This window comes from Streptomyces sp. NPDC041129, assembly GCF_055592265.1.
The window spans coordinates 1-19,481 of the sequence record NZ_JBVIYV010000014.1 but is presented as its reverse complement, the minus strand read 5'-3'; the positions used below and the strand labels follow the sequence as shown (position 1 = coordinate 19,481).

At 73.3% G+C, this 19,481-nt stretch carries 13 protein-coding genes; 6 read left to right on the top strand and 7 right to left on the bottom strand.

The window, feature by feature from the left end:
* Positions 1-5: 5 nt before the first annotated feature.
* Both ACZ6B1_RS32300 and ACZ6B1_RS32295 read left to right on the top strand, forming a co-directional pair.
* The gene (locus tag ACZ6B1_RS32300) at positions 6-1,046 is read left to right on the top strand and encodes a M23 family metallopeptidase (protein ID WP_468784268.1); all 1,041 of its coding nucleotides are present in this window, start codon (positions 6-8) and stop codon (positions 1,044-1,046) included.
* Between the two features lie 151 nt (positions 1,047-1,197).
* Positions 1,198-2,145, top strand: coding sequence for an aldo/keto reductase (locus ACZ6B1_RS32295; RefSeq protein ID WP_468784266.1), 948 nt, complete (start codon positions 1,198-1,200; stop codon positions 2,143-2,145).
* A gap of 25 nt (positions 2,146-2,170) precedes the next feature.
* Here ACZ6B1_RS32295 and ACZ6B1_RS32290 read toward each other — a convergent pair whose 3' ends face one another.
* The 4 genes from ACZ6B1_RS32290 to ACZ6B1_RS32275 form a co-directional block, all read right to left on the bottom strand.
* On the bottom strand, positions 2,171-3,592 hold the full coding sequence (locus ACZ6B1_RS32290; RefSeq protein WP_468784264.1) for a PrsW family glutamic-type intramembrane protease: 1,422 nt from the start codon (positions 3,590-3,592) through the stop codon (positions 2,171-2,173).
* A 58-nt stretch (positions 3,593-3,650) separates the two neighbouring features.
* Entirely contained in the window at positions 3,651-4,496 is an 846-nt protein-coding gene (gene trmB, locus ACZ6B1_RS32285; protein WP_468784261.1) for a tRNA (guanosine(46)-N7)-methyltransferase TrmB, read from the bottom strand.
* Positions 4,497-4,576: 80 nt separating this feature from the next.
* Positions 4,577-5,794, bottom strand: a complete 1,218-nt coding sequence (gene lhgO, locus ACZ6B1_RS32280) for an L-2-hydroxyglutarate oxidase (protein ID WP_468784259.1) — start codon at positions 5,792-5,794, stop codon at positions 4,577-4,579.
* A 59-nt stretch (positions 5,795-5,853) separates the two neighbouring features.
* A complete protein-coding gene (locus tag ACZ6B1_RS32275) occupies positions 5,854-7,278 on the bottom strand; it encodes an MFS transporter (RefSeq protein ID WP_468784256.1) in 1,425 nt (474 codons plus the stop codon).
* 745 nt (positions 7,279-8,023) lie between these two features.
* Here ACZ6B1_RS32275 and ACZ6B1_RS32270 point away from each other — a divergent pair.
* Positions 8,024-10,102, top strand: a complete 2,079-nt coding sequence (locus ACZ6B1_RS32270) for an asparagine synthase-related protein (protein ID WP_468784254.1) — start codon at positions 8,024-8,026, stop codon at positions 10,100-10,102.
* A 483-nt stretch (positions 10,103-10,585) separates the two neighbouring features.
* Here the strand turns inward: ACZ6B1_RS32270 and ACZ6B1_RS32265 are convergent, their stop codons facing one another.
* Both ACZ6B1_RS32265 and ACZ6B1_RS32260 read right to left on the bottom strand, forming a co-directional pair.
* Positions 10,586-12,490: a sigma-70 family RNA polymerase sigma factor gene (locus ACZ6B1_RS32265; protein WP_468784252.1), complete on the bottom strand. Its 1,905-nt coding sequence runs from the start codon at positions 12,488-12,490 to the stop codon at positions 10,586-10,588.
* Positions 12,491-12,743: 253 nt separating this feature from the next.
* Entirely contained in the window at positions 12,744-13,565 is an 822-nt protein-coding gene (locus ACZ6B1_RS32260; protein ID WP_468784249.1) for a TetR/AcrR family transcriptional regulator, read from the bottom strand.
* Positions 13,566-13,942: 377 nt separating this feature from the next.
* On the opposite strand from ACZ6B1_RS32260, the gene ACZ6B1_RS32255 reads away from it, so the two are divergent.
* On the top strand, positions 13,943-15,322 hold the full coding sequence (locus ACZ6B1_RS32255) for an NAD(P)/FAD-dependent oxidoreductase (protein ID WP_468784247.1): 1,380 nt from the start codon (positions 13,943-13,945) through the stop codon (positions 15,320-15,322).
* A 130-nt stretch (positions 15,323-15,452) separates the two neighbouring features.
* The gene (locus ACZ6B1_RS32250) at positions 15,453-17,099 is read left to right on the top strand and encodes an ATP-binding SpoIIE family protein phosphatase (RefSeq protein ID WP_468784244.1); all 1,647 of its coding nucleotides are present in this window, start codon (positions 15,453-15,455) and stop codon (positions 17,097-17,099) included.
* A gap of 52 nt (positions 17,100-17,151) precedes the next feature.
* Here the strand turns inward: ACZ6B1_RS32250 and ACZ6B1_RS32245 are convergent, their stop codons facing one another.
* Positions 17,152-18,438 (bottom strand): MFS transporter, encoded by a 1,287-nt coding sequence (locus tag ACZ6B1_RS32245; protein ID WP_468784457.1) that lies wholly within the window; start codon positions 18,436-18,438, stop codon positions 17,152-17,154.
* A gap of 110 nt (positions 18,439-18,548) precedes the next feature.
* Between ACZ6B1_RS32245 and ACZ6B1_RS32240 the strand changes: the two genes are divergently transcribed.
* On the top strand, positions 18,549-19,097 hold the full coding sequence (locus ACZ6B1_RS32240; protein ID WP_468784242.1) for a MarR family winged helix-turn-helix transcriptional regulator: 549 nt from the start codon (positions 18,549-18,551) through the stop codon (positions 19,095-19,097).
* Positions 19,098-19,481: the final 384 nt, after the last annotated feature.

The window sequence follows — 19,481 nt, the reverse complement described above, 5'->3', positions numbered from 1 at the left end:
CCCGCGTGGCGTCCAACCGGCCTGCCCCCGAAGCCCCATTCGTGCCCAGCCAGCGTGACACCGAAACATTCGGCTACGGCGGCTACCGCGCCGAAGAGGGCCCCTGGGAGGAGTGGAACCCCACCGAGGAGTCCATCCGCCCCGTACGCGGCCGGCACCGCGTCGCCAAGCAGCGCGGCGGCGGACTCGCCCGCAGCTCCACCGTCCTCGGCGTCGGCGTCATAGCGGCCGTCGGAGCGGGCGGCATGGCCAGCGCCCACACCGGAAAGCCGCCGGTGTCCATCTCGATGCCCGATCTGCCCTCCGTCGGCTCCCTGTTCGACGACGACCACTCAGAGGCGTCCGAGGCCACCACGGCCTCGCTCAGCACGGTCGGCACCACCGCCGCCGCCGACAGCGACCAGGACGGCTCCGACGCGGGCGAGACCCTGCGCAACCGGATCATGGCCCAGGCCGAGCAGCAGCAGAGCAAGGCCGACTCCAAGGCCGCAGCGGCAGCGGCGGCCGCCGCCGAGAAGCAGGCCGCCGACGCGGCCGCCAAGGCGAAGAAGGAAGCCGCCGCCAAGGCCGCCGAGGCCAAGGAGGAGGCCGAGGCCGCCGCCAAGAAGAAGGCCGAGGAGGAGCGGCTGGCCGAGCTGGCCAAGCAGTACACGCTGCCCACGTCCTCGTACACGATCACCTCGACCTTCGGTCAGGCCGGCTCGATGTGGTCCTCCGGCTACCACACCGGCCTCGACTTCGCCGCGCCCACCGGCACGCTGATCAAGGCCGTCCACAGCGGCACCATCACCGAGGCGGGCTGGGCCGGCTCCTACGGCTACCGCACCATCCTCACCCTCGACGACGGCACCGAGCTCTGGTTCTGCCACCAGTCCTCGATCAGCGTCTCCGTCGGCCAGAAGGTCAGCACCGGCGACGTCATCGGCCGCGTCGGCGCCACCGGCAACGTCACCGGCCCGCACCTGCACCTGGAGGTCCACCCCGGCGGTGCGGCCACCGGCATCGACCCGATGGCGTGGCTGCACGGCAAGGGCCTCAACCCCTGAGCCGGCCCCGAGCCTCCTGACCGGCCCGGCACCTCGGACCGCTTCCCCGGCCGCCCCGACGCCACCCCGGTGTCAGGGCGGCCGGTCGTGTTCACACACCGTTCGCGAGATCCCGGAATGGGCGGTACCGGGGTGATCGTTGTAACAGGGCATGACTGCTTCTCTGCGCAAACTCGGATCCTCCGACCTCGAGGTCTTCCCGCTCGCCCTCGGCGGCAACGTCTTCGGCTGGACCGCCGACGAGAAGACCTCCTTCGCCGTCCTCGACGCCTACACGGCCGCCGGCGGCAACTTCGTCGACACCGCCGACTCCTACTCGGCGTGGATCGAGGGCAACAAGGGCGGTGAGTCGGAGACCATCATCGGCAAGTGGCTCAAGGCCCGCGGCAACCGCTCCGACGTCGTCGTCGCGACCAAGGTGAGCCAGCACCCGGAGTACCAGGGGCTCACCGCGGCCAACATCAAGGCCGCCGCCGACGCCTCCCTGCGCCGCCTGGACACCGACTACATCGACCTCTACTACACGCACTTCGACAAGCCCGAGGTGCCGGTGGAGGAGATCATCGGCGCCCTGGACGAACTGGTGAAGGCGGGCAAGGTCCGGCAGATCGCCGCCTCCAACATCAGCCCCGAGCGGCTGCGGGCCTCCCTCGACTTCTCCGACCGCGAGGGACTGGCCCGGTACGTCGCTCTCCAGCCCCACTACAACCTGGTCTCCCGCGACACCTACGAGGGTCCGCTGCAGGACCTGGCCGCCGGTGAGGGCCTCGCGGCGGTCCCGTACTTCGCCCTCGCCTCCGGCTTCCTCACCGGCAAGTACCGCCCCGGCGCGACGGTCGACAGCGCCCGCGCCGGCTCGGCCGCCAAGCACCTGGACTCCGACCGCGGCCGGCGGGTGCTCACGGCCCTGGACGAGATCGCCGGCGCGCACGACGCCCCCGTCGCCACGGTCGCCCTCGCCTGGCTGGCCGCCCGGCCGACGGTCACGGCCCCCATCGCCTCGGCCCGCACGGTGGAACAGCTCCCGGCGCTGCTGGGCGTGGCGGAGCTGCGGCTCACCCAGGAGGAACTGGACCGCCTGAACGAGGCCTCCGCCTGACCCCCGGCCGGGGGCGGATGCCCGGTCAGGACTGGTACGGGTTGTACCCCGGGTACCGGGCCGGCGGCACGGGCGGGTTCCCGTACGGCACCGCCGGATATCCGTACGGCACCGCCGGGTGCCCGTAGCCCGGCGGGTGCCCGTAGGCCGTCGGGTGCCCGTACGCCGCCGGGCGGCCGGCGGGCACCGCCGGATACCCGTACCGCGCCCAGTACGCCGAGGCCGCCGGCATCGGGGCCACGGTCCTGGCCGCGTGCTCCAGCGCCGGCCGGGCCACCTCCCGGCGCCGCCACAGCTCGGCGAGCAGCTCCTGCTCCCGCGCGGCGGAGTCGGCGCCGGCCCGTCCCCGCCGCCCCCGGTGGCGCAGGAAGGCCAGGGAGGTGGCGTACGCCTCGTACTGCGCGACCGCCCGCCCGGCGGGCCGCCCGCCGAGGTGGCGGCGGGCGTGATCCCGGGCGGCGCGGCGCGCCCGCATCGACCCCAGGACGAACGGCTCGGCCGGCCCGAGCCACCCGGCGTGGACATACGCCGGCAGCTCCTCCCGCACGGTCCGCAGTTCCCGCTGCCGGGTCCAGACCGCCAGCCAGGTCAGCAGCCCGAACGCGGGCACCATGAAGGCGGCGTAGACGGCGAGGAACCCGAACTGGCCGAAGGTCGCGGAGCCGTTCCACAGGGCGTGCATGCTCATCGCCAGCAGCAGTCCGCCGAGCGGGACCAGCACGCGCCGGGCGGGCTGCCGTTCGGTGGAGAGCGCGGCGACACCGAAGCCGATGCCGGTGAACACGGTGAACAGGGGGTGCGCGAACGGGGACATCACGACGCGCACGAAGAAGGTCGCGGCGGTGACGGAGGCGATGCCGTGGCCGCCGCTGAGCTGGTCGGTCCCGAAGGCCGTGCCCAGGTAGAGGATGTTCTCGGTGAACGCGAAGCCGGTGGCGGTGACCCCGGCTATCACCACGCCGTCGACGATCCCGGTGAAGTCCCGTCTGCGGAAGAGGTAGACCAGCAGCACGGCCGCGGCCTTCGCGGACTCCTCGACGACGGGAGCTATCACGGTGGCGCCCAGGGTGTCGGCACCGGCGGGATCGGCGGTCGAGGTGGCTATCCACTTCGTCGCGAAACTGTTGGCGACGATGGCTATCAGCGCCGCCGCGCAGGCGCCCCAGGCGAACGCGAAGACCAGGTTCCGCCAGGGGCCGGGTTCGACCCGGTCCAGCCAGCGGAAGGCGGCTAGGAGCCAGGGCACGGGCAGCACGGCGAGCCCGAGACCGACCAGGAACCCCGTGGTGCCGGTCTGCCGGCGCACCAGGGCCAGGATGACCAGGCCGGACAGCGCCAGCAGCGTGATCAGCGCCCCGTAGCGCACCCACCGGCGCTGCCACCAGTGCGGGTGCGTTCCGCTTCCGGGGCCGGGTGAGTAGCTCGGGTACGGGGGACTGATGGCCACGGCATCGACCCTAACGGTGACCGGGGGAACGGGCTGGTGCTGGTCGGAAGGACAGGACCTAGCGATCCCGGTGCGGTACGCGGCGGAAGAGCAGATCGTTCACCACGTGTCCCTTTTCCAGCCCCTGTCCCTCGAAACGGGTCAGCGGCCGGAACTGCGGACGCGGCGCGAAACCGCCGTCGGTCCGGGTGTTCTCGAAGTCCGGGTGGGCGGTGAGCACCTCGAGCATCTGCTCGGCGTACGGCTCCCAGTCGGTCGCGCAGTGCAGGACCGCACCCGGCCGCAGCCGGCTCGCGGCCAGCGTCAGGAACTCGGGCTGGATCAGCCGCCGCTTGTGGTGCCGCTTCTTGGGCCAGGGGTCGGGGAAGTACACGCGCAGCCCGTCGAGCGAGTCGGGCGCGAGCATCTCCCGGAGCAGGATGATGGCGTCGCCGTTGGCCACCCGGACGTTGGACAGCCCGCTCTGGTCGGCGAGGTTGAGCAGGTTGCCCTGGCCCGGGGTGTGCACGTCGACCGCGAGGATGTTGGTGCCGGGGTCCCCGGCCGCCATGCGCGCGGTGGCCTCACCCATCCCGAACCCGATCTCCAGCACGACGGGGCCGCCGTCACCGAACAGCTCGCCGAGGTCGATGACCCGCTGCCCGTCGATGTCCAGACCCCACTTCGGCCACAGCCGCTGCAGCGCGTCGGCCTGCCCCGCCGTGACCCGGCTCCGCCGGGGCTGGAAGCTCCGGATCCGCCGCTCGAAGTGCGATCCTGCCGGGTCCGCCCTGGGCCCGTCGGGGAACCGCGGCTCCCCCTTGGCCCGGCTGTGCCGCACGGACACACCGGGGACGTGCGAGGGCCGCGGCGCGGCGGCGGTCGCGGGCCGGGGGGCTTCGGGGAGGTTCAGCGAGTCAGACACAGTGACACCGATTTTACGGCGGTGGCGCGATTTCCCGGGACGGCGCCCGGAGGGGAGGGCGACGTCACAGCGCACGGGGGTCACAGCGCACCGAGCATGTCCAGCACCCGGCGTCCGATCTCCCGGCCGATCGGCAGCGAAGCGGTCGCCGCGGGGGACGGGGCGTTGAGCACGTGCACCGCCCGGCTCCCCTCCCTGATCAGGAAGTCGTCCACCAGCGTCCCGTCCCGCAGCACCGCCTGCGCCCGCACCCCGGCGGGGGCGCGCACCAGGTCCGCCTCCTCGACGGCCGGCAGCAGCCGGCGCACCGCCGTCAGGAACGCCCCCTTCGACACCGACCGCCGCAGCTCCCCGGCTCCGTATCGCCAGTGCCGCCGGGCCATCACCCACGAGCCGGGCCACGCCACCGTCCCGGCCAGCTCCCCGGGCCGTACGACCCCCCACCCGTAACCCTCCCGGGCCAGGGCCGGGACCGCGTTCGGCCCGATGTGCACGCCGCCGTCGATCCCCCGGGTCAGATGCACCCCGAGGAACGGGAACGCCGGATCCGGCACCGGATACACCAGCCCACGCACCAGCTCCGGCCGCGCCAGCTCGTAGTACTCGCCCCGGAACGGCACGATCCGCACCCCGGGTTCGTCCCCGGTCAGCCGCGCCACCTCGTCGCAGTGCAGCCCGGCACAGTTCACCAGCACCCGGCCCCGCACGACGTCCCCGGCCGCGGTCAGCACGGCGACGCCCCGATCCGGGCGCCGGTCCACCCGGACGACCCGCGCGCCGTACCGGATCTCCGCCCCCGAGGCCCGCGCGAGCTGCCGGGCCACGCCCACGAAGTCGCACACCCCCGTCGTGCCGACGTGGATCGCGGCCAGCCCGCGCACCTCCGGCTCGTACTCGCCGATCTGCGCGGCGCCCAGCTCGCGCACCTGTATCCCGTTCTCCCGGCCGCGCTGCACGAGCGCGTGCAGCCGGGGGAGCTCGTCCCGCTCGGTGGCGACGATCAGCTTTCCGGTGACCGCGTGCGCGATGCCGTACTCGGCGCAGAACTTCACCATCTCGGCCGCGCCCCGCACGGCGTACCGCGCCTTGAGCGAGCCCGGCCGGTAGTAGACGCCGCTGTGGATGACCCCGCTGTTGCGCCCCGTCTGGTGCCGGGCGGGCCCCGGCTCCTTCTCCAGCACGGTCACCCGCGTACCCGGCGCCGCACGCGTGATCGCGTAGGCCGTCGACAGGCCGACGATCCCGCCTCCGATCACCAGCACGTCGCAGTCGTACGCACCCTCACGCACCCGCACCACCTCCGGTTCCGATAGTGCACTGCGCCACTGACAATGCCTTCAAACCCGGATCGGGGCTCCTATGCCGGAGCCACCAGCAGCGGCCGGGCCCGCTCGCGCAGCTCCACCACCCGCGGCTCGTCCCCGTACGGCTCCAGCCGGTGCAGCAGGTCCTTCACGTACTCGGTCGTGCGCGCGGAGGAGATCCGCCCGGCCACCTCGACGGCCCGCACCCCCTGCTCGCAGGCGGCGTCCAGATTGCCCGACTCCAGCTCGGCGACGGCGGACACCACGAGGCGCAGCCCGTGCGACCGGACGAACTCCTCCGTCGGCTTCGACAGCGCCTGCTCGGTGAACCGCCGCACCTGGCGCGGCGCCTTCAGATCGCGGTAGCACTCCGCCGCATCGGCGGCGAACCGGTCATAACCATAGAAACCAAGCCAAGAAGGATCGTTGTCACCGTCCCTGGACCGCTCGAGCCAGCTCTCCGCCGCCTTCAGTGCCGCGCCGGCGGCCGGCGCGTCCCCCGCACGCGCGTGTGCCCGCGCCTCCACCAGCCGGAAGAAGCTCATGGTGCGGGCGGTGGCCAGTCCCCGGTTGCGCTCCAGGGCCGCCTGCGCCAGGTCTACGCCCTCGTCGCCGAAGCCCCGGTACGTCGCCTGCAGCGACATGGAGGCCAGCACATAGCCCCCGAGCGGGACGTCCGCCGCCGCGCGGGCGAGCCGCAGCGCCTGGATGTAGTAGCGCTGGGCCGCCTCCTGCTGCCCGGTGTCGAAGGCCATCCAGCCGGCCAGCCGGGTCAGTTCGGCGGAGGCCCCGAACAGGGCGCGGCCCACTTCGTCCGAGTAGGAGCCGAGCAGCAGCGGCGCCGCCTCCACCCGCAGGCACTCCGGCACCATGGACGAACGCCAGTCGCCGCCTCCGTACTTGGAGTCCCAGCGTCTGGCGTCCTCGGCGGCCTCCCGCAGCTTCTGCACATCGCTGTGGCCGACTTTGATCGGTGCGCCGGAGTCCTCGGCGGCGTTCGCCTCCCGCGCGACCGAGCTGTCGGCGGGGGTTATCAGCCACCGTGACGCGGGCGTCGCGTACGCGGTCACCGCGAACGACCCCGCGAGGGACTGCCAGATGCCGCCGGAGCCGGCCCGTCGCCCGGCCAGGTCGAGCCGGTACAGCTCGGTGGCCGACCTCACCGCCTGCCCCACGTCCCGGGGGAAGGCGAGACCCACCTCGGGTGCGGGATCCGCGTCCGCCAGGCCTATCTCGTGGAGCGGCACCGGGCGGCCGAGCTTCTGGCCGATGGCGGCCGCGATGAGGTGCGGCGCCGCGCCCTGCGGCACCATCCCCTTCGAGACCCAGCGCGCCACCGAGGTCTTGTCGTAGCGAAGCGTCAAACCGCGTTGGGCGCCAAGGTCGTTGACGCGTCGCGCGAGTCCCGCGTTGCTGATTCCCGCGAGGGCGAGAACGGCGCCGAGTTTGTCGTTCGGCCCGCGTTGCTCCCTGGACATGAGCCACCCCTCGACACAGACGGCTGCCGCGCTGGCATAACCGTGCGGCATTCGTAAACCCAGCGTAGTTCGCCGCATCCCAAGCGTTAAGGGGCATTGTTCCGGATGGCGGGATTGTGGTCCGTACGGGAGTACGGCCCTGTACGCACCGTGCACGGGGCGTCGCCGCGTGCCCCCGCACGTGTGGCCGTGCGCCCGTCCGTGCGCTCTTCTCCGGCCACCCGGGGAGCGGTTCCATGGCTGTCGCGTGGGTCGGCCCGCTGTACTGGATCCAGTGGGCTGGGGGACACCGCCGCCTTCATCCCCGCGGGTGGCGGACCGGTCCGGGAGGCGAAGACCGCCTCCCGGACCGTGCGCGTGCCCGTGCCGGAGGGTCTTGCGCAGGCCTGTACGGAGCGTGCTCAAACCCGTGCGGCTGTCACCGATTTGGCTGAAAAAGGCCCCCGCCTCGGATGAGCGATTACCGCTCCCACCACGGTACTTGAGGGCGTGAAGGGCGTTTTCGGGGCGCACACAGGGGGCGCATTCGCGTCGCACCCCTCGCACTCACTTCCGGCATCCTCGCCTGGCCGCCCAGGTGTTCATCCACGGGCCCGCAACCGATACTCTGCCGCCCCCTGCGGCCCCCGGCACCGGTTTTCCTCGATCGAAGGCGGCGTCACCGCGCCTCCGTGGCGCGTTCTTCATGGCAGCATGGGTCCGGTTCGTACGGTGCACTGGTTGTCCACGCTGTGTGGAGGCGTCGATGCGGTGGTTGGTGGGTTGGAGCAGCACCGCCGCTGGCGTCGCCGAAATCGGCTCAGCGGGCGCCACCGGGTACGACGGCGAGACGCTCCACCCGGTCGGCTCCCACCTCCTGTGGGGCGACCCCGACCCACTGTGGGCCGTCGGCGACTGGCGCCCCGACGAGGTGCGTGTGGTGCACGCCGACGCGCAGAACCGCATCGCCGTCCTCGGCACCTGCGGCGCCACCGACGAGGAACTGCGGCGCGGCCTGTTCACCGCGCGCGGGGGCGCGCTGCGCCATCTGACCACCTGGCCGGGCAGCTACACGGCCGTCGTCCAGGTGGGCCGCCGCATCACCGTCTGCGGCGACCTCGCGGGCGCCCGCCCGGTCTTCCACACCCCCTGGGACGGCGGCACGGCCTACGCCACCGCGGCGCTGCCGCTCGCCGACCTCATCGAGGCCAACCTCGACTTCGGCCACCTGGCGGCCCTGCTCGCCGCCCCCGACGTACCGGCCGCGCTGCGCGACACCACCCCGTACGAGGGCGTGCGGCGCGTTCCGCCGGGGCACGCGCTCGTCCTGCGCGCCGGAGCACGTGAGATCACCGGCTACGAGCCGGTCGCCTCCCTCGCGGTCGCCGCGCCCCCCGCCGACCCGGACGTCGCGGTGGACGCCGTACGGGACGCCCTCATCGAGGCGGTACGCGCGCGGCTGTCGGCACCCCGGCACGTGCCCGACCTCGACCCCGGGCCGGTGCCCGGCATGGGACCGGCCGAGCGGCGGGCCGCGCGCGGGATGCCCGTGCCCGGCATCGGCGCCGACCTGTCCGGCGGACCGGCCTCCGGCACCCTCGCCCTGCTGGCCGCCGGGCTGCCCGGCAGACCCGGCACGCTGCTCGGCCACGGCACGGGCGCCGGTGAGCGGCTGCTCGCCGTCACCTTCAACGACCTGGCCGTCCGCGGACGCGAGTCCGAGGTCGAGCGGGCCGGCACCCTCGCGGCCAACCCGCGCCTGCACCACGTGGTGGTCACCGGCGGCGAGGAGAGCCTGCCGTACGCCGATCTCGACGGCCCCCTCACCGACGAGCCGGGACCCTCCCTGGTGACGGCCGCCCGCCACCGCGCCCGCCTCGCAGCCGGCAGCGCCGACCACTTCACCGGACACGGCGCCCGCCAGGTCCTGGACGCCCACCCCGCCCGCCTCGCGGACCTCCTCCTGGACCGCAGACGGCGCCACATGGTCCGGCCGGTCGCCGCGCTCGCCCGGGCCGACGGCTCGGTGATGGTCCCCGCACGCGTGTACGGCGCCGCCCGGCGGCTGGCCCGCACCCCGTACCGGACGGGCCTGGAACTGCTCGCCGAGCGGCTGATGCGCCACCGCTTCGACGAGCCCAAGGGCGCGGTCGGTGCCTCCCTCGCCGGGCTCACCTGGGCGAGACCCGGCCCGGCGGCCCGCTGGCTGACCGGGGAGGCACTGGCTGAAGTATCGGTTCTGCTGCAGGGGGAGGCGGACCGGTCCGCCCTCGGCTCCGGCCAGCGCCCCGGCGACTACCGCGCGCGTGCCGCCCTCGCCCGCCACGCCGCCGACCTCCGCGTCCTGGAACAGGCCGCCGAGGTCCGCTCCCAGCGGCTGCACGCGCCCTTCCTCGACAACCAGGTCGTCCGCGCCTGCCGGGCCCTCCCCGAGGCCCTGCGCGTCCAGCCGGGCGCCCGCGCCGCCGTCCTGCGCAGGGTCCTGGAGGGCGCCGGCGTCACCGACCTCCCGCACGGCTGGGGAGCCCCGTCCCACGCCTCCTCGGCGGCGGCCACCCGAGCGGGCCTGCGCCTCGCCGCCGACGACCTGATGGATCTCTTCGCCACACCCCTGCTGGCCGACGCGGGCCTGGTGGAGGCCCGGGTGATCCGCAAGGCCGTCCGCGCCGCGGCGGCGGGCGAACCCCTGCCCCTGGACGGCCTGGCCGACCTGACCGCCCTCGAACTCTGGCTCCGCCGCCTGCTGTCCCGCCGCGGCACCTGCTGGACCGGCACCCCGGCCCGAGCCCGAGCGGTCCCCTCCGGCATCCAGCCCCGCAAGAACGCCCTCGCCTCCGGCGCCTGACCCTCCGGGCGCCTGTCCTCGAACGGGGGCGGACCCGCACCCGGGTGCTGGTCTTCTCGCTGAAGACCTTGTCCCTCGGGATGCCGTGCGAGGGCTTCAGTGCCCTGCCTCTGGCTGGTGGACCATGCTGCCGGCCGGAGCGAGGCGGCGGCGCACCAGTACGAGAGCGCGCTCCGTGACCGTATCGAGCGGGGCGCCGTGTTCGACGGCGGTAAGGGCCGCGTGCGGCATTCCGCCGATCAGGTCAGCCGTGAGGGCGGGAGGGTGGTGGGCGACGCCGTGGCTCACGTGATCGCGCAGCCGCGGTCGGCCGCACCGCCGGGTGGGCGCCCACCCAGCAGACGGCTGACGTCCCCGGGCAGCTGCGGGCACGCGTGCCTCCCTCAGTGCCTCGAGGGCCTGGGACCCCCAGGGCGGCACCGAGGCGGAACCGACAAGCACCGGCCCGGCAGAACCCCGCCGAGAACACCCGCACCGGCACGATCAACAGCTGAACCGCGCCTCCGCCCAGTCGGCGAGCGCCACCTGCCCGAACCGCCCGCTCCCCGGCGACACCACCAGCCGTACGGTCTCCCGCCCGGTGAGATCGACATGCACGGGCACAGCGGCGTCCCGCCCCCCGACCACCCCGGACCGCCACACCGGGACCCCGTCGGCGTACACGGAGAACACGGCCTTGCCGAGACCCGGAGTCATGTCGTCGACGCCGACCAGCGCGTCATACGCGGTGCACCGGCGATTGAGGTCGACGACCACGGACGACCCCCCGTGCACGCTGACACCGCGCCCGTACCGCTTCCCGCCGACAGACATCCCGTACCGCTGCCACACCCAAGTGCTCCCCCACAGCCGCATCTCCGGCCCGTCCCCGTCACCGTCGACGTCGTAGCGCAGACCGCTCCACTCGTAGACGACGGGAGCCGGCGGGTGAGTGGGGGCCGGACTGGGAGTGGCCGTCGGACGCGGATCGGGACCCGGCCGCGAAGTGGGCCGCGGAGCGCCCGTCGGCTTCGGCGCGGGAGCGGGAGCCGAAGAGGCCGGCGCCGGGCTCGTCCCGGAGGCCGGCACCACCGGCGGCGCGACGGGCGGCTTCCTCGTGGCGGCCGATGAAGCGGGCGGCGAAGCGGGCGGCGATGCGGACGCCGGCGGTGAGACCGACGGCCGCGGTGTCCGCACGACGGGAGCGGCCGCCGACGGCCCGGCCACCTCCCTCGCCGGGTGGCCGTCGTTCACCAGGGCCAGCGCCACCGCGGCCGCCGCCACCGCGACCACACCGGCCGCGATCCCGGCCTTCACCGGCGCCCCGAGCCCTTCGGCGACGGCCGCGCCGCCCGCACCCGACCCCGAACCCGCGGAGGATCCGCCGGCCGCGGCGGCCCCCGCGGCGCCCACCCCGGCGCCACCGGCGATGATCCCGAGGACCTTCCCGTACCCGGCGGCCCCGAACCAGCCGATGACCGCGACCGGCACCACCGCCGGGATACCGCCCGCGACCTCCTCGATCTGCGCCGCCGCCAGCCGGCACCTGGCGCACTCCTCCAGATGCTTGCGCAGCCCCCGCTCGGCGCGCAGCCGCAGCTTGCGCCGGGCATAGGTGCCGAGCCGGTCGGCGTAACGGGCGCACTCCTCGTCCCCGGTCAGCGCCGCACTGACATGGGCCTGCAGATAGGCCTGCTTCAGCCCCTCCCGGGCCCGGCTCGCCAGCACCCGGGTGCCGTTGGCGTCCAGCCCGAACAGAACGGCCACCTCACTGGGCGACTCGTCCTCCACCTCGGTGTGCCACAGCACCGCCTGCCAGCGCTCGGGCAGCGACCGGAAGGCGCGCAGCGCCATGGACTGCTCGGCCTCGTGCAGCGCACGCACATCGGCGCCCACGTCCACCGCGTCGTCACCGGCCCCCTCGGCGGGCCGTGCGGCCTGCTGAACGAACACCGCGAAGTCGTCGACGAGTTGCTCGCGCCGGGCGGACCTCGCCCAGTGCGCGGCCACCCGCCGCACCGAGGTCAGCAGATAGGCGCGCACGGCGTACTCGGGCCCCGCGCCGCCCCGTACCGCCTGGAGCATCCCGGCGAAGACCTCGGCGGTCAGGTCGTCCGCGGTGTGCGCGTCACGGCAGCAGGTACGGGCGTAGCGCCGCACGGCGTCCGCGTGCCGCCGGTACAGCTCCTCGTAGGCGGAGTCGTCGCCCGTACGCATCCGGTGGATCAGCTCGCCGTCCGCGGGCGGCGTCCGGCGAGGCGAGGGCACCCTGCCGTCCCGCTGGGCGGGCACGCCCGGCTCGGCGGGCGCCCCGGCCGGCCCGCCCTGCTTCGGCACCTGCGGCGAGGTCAGCCCACCGGCCTCGGAGTCACCGTCACCACGCGACTCGTCCCACCCGTCAATGCCCATCGCGCAAAGCCCCCGAAACCGGCAAAGCCCAACCCGTCACCGGCTCAGGGTGCCACAGCGCCGATCCCCGCAGTAGCAGGCGTCACCCGAACGAGAAATTCGGCCGGTCCGGGCCCAGTTGGCACCGCACCGGCCGGTACAGCGCACCCCGCGCGGGGCCACCCGCACCCCCCCCGGCCGCGATGGCACACGGGTGGTGCGGGTGTGGAGGACCCCGCCGAAGCGGAGCCGGGGCGGCGAACGGCCACCGCCGCTACGCCGGCCGGGACCGGAGCCCCTCCAGCAGGATGTCCAGCAACCGCGCCGAAGCCGCGGCCTGCTGCGCCGCGTCCGGCAGCGAGGGCGCCGCCGTGGCTATCACGAGCAGCACGTCCGCCACGGACACGTCCGTCCGCAGCTCCCCCGCCTCCCGGGCCCGGTCCACCAACTGCCCGACGACCTCGAGCAGCGCGCCGACCCCGGCGTCGTCGGCCACGGCCGGGGACGCGTCCTCCGGCACCAGCCGCAGCTCACCGGCGCCCGGCTGGATCCGCTGCTGGGGCACCCGGGGCTCATCGCCCGAGCCGCCCGAACCCAACGGACCACCCGCACCGACCGCGCCCACCAGCCCGACGGGGCCGCCCGGCTCGCCCGGACCGGTGGAGCCGACCCGCAGCACCTGCGGCGGCAGCAGCCGCCCCGCACCCGACGCCACGGACGTCCGCAGGAAGCGGGACAGCGCCGACCACGGCTCGTCCTCCTGCCCGAGCGCGGTCCGCGCCTGCTCGGTCAGCCGAGCGGTCTCCTCCTCGGCTATCCGCCGGACCAGCACGTCCTTGCTCGGGAAGCGCCGGTACACCGTGCCGACCCCGACCCGCGCCCGCCGTGCCACGTCCTCCATCGGCGCGCCGTACCCCAGCTCGCCGAACACCTCACGCGCCGCACGCAGCACGTGCTCCAGATTGCGCTGTGCGTCCACCCGCAGCGGCGTCGTACGCGCCGAGTCCGCGCGCCCGTTGCCCGCCGCCGCGCTCACCGCCGTGCCGCCCGAGGCGAGGGCGGCTGCCGACGACCAATGAGTGTCCTGAACATGCATGTGTTTCCCCCGGTGAATGACGTCTCCCCCCGGAGACTCCCCGCCACTGAATCCGGAGTGCGCGGACCTGGCATCGGTCCCGAGCGGGACCGTCCTTCGCGGACCCGTTCGACCACATCCCCTACACCCCGTCGACACACGAACATAGTTGAGAGGCAGTCAATTCAGAAGGGGCAGGTTCCGCACAGTGCGCCCCTCGATCGGAGTACGGGCCGGTTGCGCCCCGATAACGCACCTTCGCCCCCTCTCGCCCGCCCGTGCTGACCTGCCCGCTTTCTCCCCGCTCCGGCAGCGCGCGCCGACACGCGTACACCCGCTCGCCGGTCACACAAATTGCCGGGGCTGTGGACAAACAAGAGCGTCGGGTGCGTCATGGGATGGTGAAGGAACGTGCGCGCATTCTGGTTGTCGGCGGCGGCTACGTCGGGATGTACACGGCCCTGCGCCTGCAGCGGAGGCTGAAGCAGGAGCTCAGGCGGGGGGAGGTCGACATCACCGTCGTCACTCCCGACCCCTACATGACCTATCAGCCGTTCCTCCCCGAGGCGGCCGCGGGCTCCATCTCCCCCCGCCATGTCGTCGTACCGCTGCGCCGCGTACTCGACCAGTGCCACATCGTCGTCGGCGAGGTCACCTCCATCGACCACGCGGTGCGCACCGCCGCGGTCACCACCCTAGCCACCGCCGAGGAGGGCAGCACCGCCGAACTCATCGGCTACGACGAACTCGTCCTCGCCCCCGGCTCGGTCGCCCGCACCCTGCCCATCCCCGGCCTCGCCGAATACGGCATCGGCTTCCGGACCGTGGAGGAGGCCATCGGACTGCGCAACCACGTCATCGAGCAGATGGACATCGCCTCCTCCACCCGCGACCCGGCGGTCCGCGACGCGGCCCTCACCTTCCTCGTCGTCGGCGGCGGCTACGCCGGGGTCGAGGCGCTCGGCGAACTGCAGGACATGGCCCGCTACACCGCGCGCTACTACCACAACGTCCGCCCCGAGGACATGAAGTGGATCCTCGTCGAGGCCTCCGACCGCATCCTGCCGGAGGTCGGCGAGGAGATGGGCCGCTACACCGTCACCCAGCTGCGCCGCCGCAACATCCAGGTCCTGCTGAACACCCGCCTGGACTCCTGCGCCGACCGCGTCGCCGTCCTCAGCGACGGCCAGCGCTTCCCGACCCGCACGCTCGTGTGGACGGCGGGCGTCAAACCGCACCCGCTGCTCGCCGCCACCGACCTGCCCCTCGACGCGCGCGGCCGCCTGCGGTGCACCGCCGAGCTGACCGTCGACGGCACCCCGCACGCCTGGGCCGCCGGTGACGCCGCGGCCGTCCCCGACGTCACCGCCGCCGAACCCGGCACCCACACCGCGCCCAACGCCCAGCACGCCGTCCGCCAGGCCAGGGTGCTCGGCGACAACATCGCCCACGCGCTGCGCGGCGAGCCCCTGGAGACGTACGCGCACAAGTACGTCGGCTCAGTGGCCTCCCTCGGCCTGCACAAGGGCGTCGCCCAGATCTACGGGCGCAAGCTGAAGGGCTACCCTGCCTGGTTCATGCACCGCGTCTACCACCTCAGCAGGGTGCCCACCTTCAACCGCAAGGCACGGGTCCTGGCGGAGTGGACCCTCGCCGGGCTCTTCAAACGTGAGATCGTCTCGCTGGGTTCACTCGAACACCCCCGAGCGGAGTTCGAACTCGCGGCCGGTGGAAAGCCTCCTCACAGCCCCTCCGACGACCCGAAGGGGTCGTCCTGACCGGACCCGGGAACTCCACGGGCCGCCCCGGCGTCTGACGAATATCGCCGCGGACGGCCACCTGACAGACTGCCCCACGTCCTCGGACGGGCACCTGCCCGCCCTCAGCACCCACGAGGCTTTCCCCACTGTGAACTTCACGCGTTGGAGCGCCCGGCTCCCCGGAACGCAGCGCCGCGCCGCCGCGCGAACCGACACCGCGGTCTCCCCGGACCGCCGGGGGGAAGGCTCCGTGCCCATGGCCCGCGCCGGACAGCCGGCCGACGGGACCGCGCCGGTGCCCGTCGTCGACGAACTGCCCGCGCGCGACGTCCTCGACCGCGTCCCGGCCCTCGTCGCCCTCGTCCACGGCCCCGACCACCGCGTCGCCTACGTCAACGGCGCCTACGCCTCGGCCTTCGGCCTGCGGCCCCCGGGCGCCCCCGCCCGCGAAGCACTCCCGGAACTCGCCGAACTCGGCCTGCTCCCGCTCCTCGACCAGGTACTGCGCAGCGGCAGGTCCCGCACCCTGAAGTCCCGCAAGGCCGTCGACGGCCGCTCGTACACGTTCACCTGTACCCCGGTCGCCGAGGGCGGCGACCGGGACGCCGGTGTACTCGTCTTCGCCACCGACGTCACCGACCACGCCGAGGCCGCCGAACGCCTGCGCGCCAGCGAGCGCCGCCAGCGCGAGACCGCCGTCACCCTGCAGCGCTCCCTGCTCCCGCAGGAACTCGAAGAGCCCGACGACCTGCGCATCGCCGCCACCTACCAGCCCGGCGGCACCGAGGCCGCCGTGGGCGGCGACTGGTACGACGTGATCACCCTCGGCGGCGGCCGCACGGCCCTGGTGATCGGCGACGTCATGGGCAGGGGCGTGCGGGCGGCCGCGGTCATGGGACAGCTCCGCACGGCCGTACGGGCCTACGCCCGCCTCGACCTCCCCCCGCACGAGGTACTGCAGCTCCTCGACGGCCTCGCCACCGAGATCGACGCCAACCAGATCGCCACCTGCGTCTACGCCGTCCACGACCCCAACGAGGGCCGCCTGGTGTACGCCTCCGCCGGCCATCTGCCGATCCTCGTCCGCGACGAGAGCGGCACGGTGCTGCGCGCCGACGAGCCCACCGGCCCGCCGCTCGGCACCGGCGGCTGGATGCACGCCTCCGGTTCGATCGCGCTGGGCCCCGGCTCCACGGCGGTCCTCTACACCGACGGCCTGGTCGAGCGCCGGGACGAGGACCTGGACGAGGGCATCGCGTCCCTGGAACGCGCGCTGTCCGGCGCGACCGGCACCCCCCAGGTCGTCTGCGACCGCCTGGTGCGCTCGGCCGGCGTCACCGCCGACCACGACGACGACGTGGCCGTCCTCGTCCTGCAGCACCCCGCCCGCAAGGGCCCCGAGGGCGACCTCTTCCGCAACGCGGCCCTGGAACTCCTCGGCGGTGTGGAAGCGGCCCCCCGGGCCAGAGCGTTCGCCTCGGGTGTCCTGACCAGCTGGCGGTTCCCCGCCGAACTGCACGACCTGGGCGTCCTCGCCACCAGCGAGCTGGTCGCCAACAGCCTCCAGCACGGCACGCCCCCGATGCGCCTGCGGCTGCGCCGCACCGACCGCCGCCTGATCATCGAGGTCACCGACGGCGACGACCACCTCCCCCGCCGCCGCCAGGCGGAACCGGCCGACGAATCGGGCCGGGGCATCGCCATCGTGGCCACCATCGCCTCCACCTGGGGCTCGAGAAGAACCCCGGGCGGCGGCAAGGCCGTCTGGTGCGAGTTCCTGCTGCCGAAGAGCTAGGAAGCCCACACAGCAGCGGACAGCCGCACCGCCGCAGCTCCGGGCACGCCGTCTACGCCTCGGCGGAAACCGGCTCCGCCGCCGCACCCCGCGCCACCACTCGACTCCTCGCGGCAGCCCAGGGCTGATCCTGTGCGACGGTCAGCCCCCGCCCCAGTCGCAACGCCAGCACCGTGATCCCCAGCGAGAACAGCAGGAACGTCACGATGTACGGCGCGTGCAGCGAGGCACCGAGCGGCCCGCCCACCGCCGGCCCGACGGCCAGCGCCAACTGCTTGACCAGGGCGAACGCCGAGTTGTACTGCCCGGCCATCCCCTCCGGCGCCAGATCCGCCACCAGCGGGGCGACCGTCGGCGACAGCATCGCCTCACCCAGACCGAACAGCGCGTACGTCGACACGAACGCGGCCGTGGCCATCTCCTGGCTGCCGTGCCCGAGCCCCGCGTAACCCGCCGCGAGCCACGCAACGGCCCAGACCAGCCCGACACCGGCGATCACCCGCGACCGCCGGCGACGCTCGACGAACCTCAGCACGGCGAACTGCGCGACGACGATCATCAGCGTGTTGGCGGCCAGCGCCGTACCGAGCGCCGAGGTCGATATGCCCGCGGCTTCCACGCCGTACGCGCTCAGTCCCGACTCGAACTGTCCGTAGCAGGCGAAGAACAGCACGAAGCCCAGCACACACAGCTGCACCATCGCCCGGTTCCCGAGCAGCCGCTTCCAGCTTCCCCTCGCCCCATCGGAAGGAGCATCGGCGATACGCGGCGAGTGCGGCGTCCGCACGGTCGCCATCACGGCGACCAGCAGCAGGAACATCCCCGCCTCGATCGCGAACAGCAGAGTGAAGGAGGAGACCCGGGTGGTGTCGACGAGATGGCCGCCTATCAGGCCGCCGACGCCCAGCCCCAGGTTCTGCAGGAAGAACTGCATCGCGAACGCCCGCGACCGGGTCTCCGCAGTGGAGCAGTCCACGATCATCGTCGCCAGGGCCGGCTGCATCACGGCCTGCCCGGCGCCGAGCGCGGCGGCCGACAGCAGTACGGCGCCGGCGTTGCCCGCGAGCCCCAGGCTCAGCGCGCCCAGCGCGGCGGTGACCAGGGCGGCGAGCAGAACCGGCAGCGGGCCGCGGCGCACGATCGCCCGGCCGGCGAACGGCAGCACGATCAGCGCGGCCACGGCGAAGACGGCGAGTACGAGACCCGCCGTCATGGCACCGAGTCCCCGCACCTGCGCCACATAGACGTACAGGTAGGGGACCGTGAAGCCGAGCCCGAATGCGCTGAGTGCGTTGCCCACGTGGATCCGGCGCATCGCTGCGCCCATCGCCCTGGTCACGTTCACCTCTCTCACTAGTTAGGAGTGAAGACTTCGAAGCTAAAGTTCGAAGCTAAAGAGTACACACTGAAGGACTTCAAGGCAAAGGGACGTCGTGCCATACTGCGGCCATGGCCGACACGCCCGGCGTCACGGAGCCGACCCTCGAAGAACAGATCGCCGCCTACCAGCGCGAGTTCCAGGACCTCGACCCCCAGGTCGAGAAGATCGTGTCGGCGCTGTCCAGGCTGAACCGCCGTATGAACGTCGCGTACGGCCGCCAGACCGCCGACCTCGGCATCAGCAACGCCGAGTGGGAGGTCCTCAAGGCCCTGGTCCTCTCCGGCGCTCCGTACCGCCTGGGACCCAGCGACCTGGCCAAGCGGCTCGGCCTCACGCCGGCCGCGATGACGCACCGCATCGACCGCATGGTCACGGAGGGTCTGGTCACCCGTGAGCGTGACGAGACCAATCGCGTCCGGGTGATCGTCGAGCTGACTCCCGAGGGCCGGGAGAAGTGGCTGGAGGCGATGCGCCTGGCCACCGTCTTCGAGGAGGAACTGCTCCAGGACCTCAGCCCCGCCGAGCGCACGGTGCTCGGAGAGGTGCTGACCAGGCTCCTGCGCAGGGTGGAGCACGCCCAGCCGGACGCCGGTGGCCGGCTCACCGACCTGGACTGAGCTCCACAAAAGATCTTGACAGGGGTGGCTTGACACCCCCCTGCTCGATCCGTAACGTTCTCCGGGTTGCCGCGGAGCCGTAACGGTTCCTCGACGACACCTCCGCCGCCTCGAGCGGCACCTCACACCATCAGCACGATCTCCCTACGGGATTGATTTCAGCATGCCTGAATTCAATTCGAATAGGGACTCGACGGCCCGATTGGGAATCGCCGAGCGGATCCGCTAAGGTTTGAGACGTCGGAACGGCCCAACGGCCGCGAGGACAAGCCCCGCTGACTGGGGGTCAGACGCCGAAAGGATCTGATAGAGTCGGAACCGCCGGAAAGGGAAACGCGAGAGCGGAAACCTGGAAAGCACCGAGGAAATCGGATCGAGAAAAGA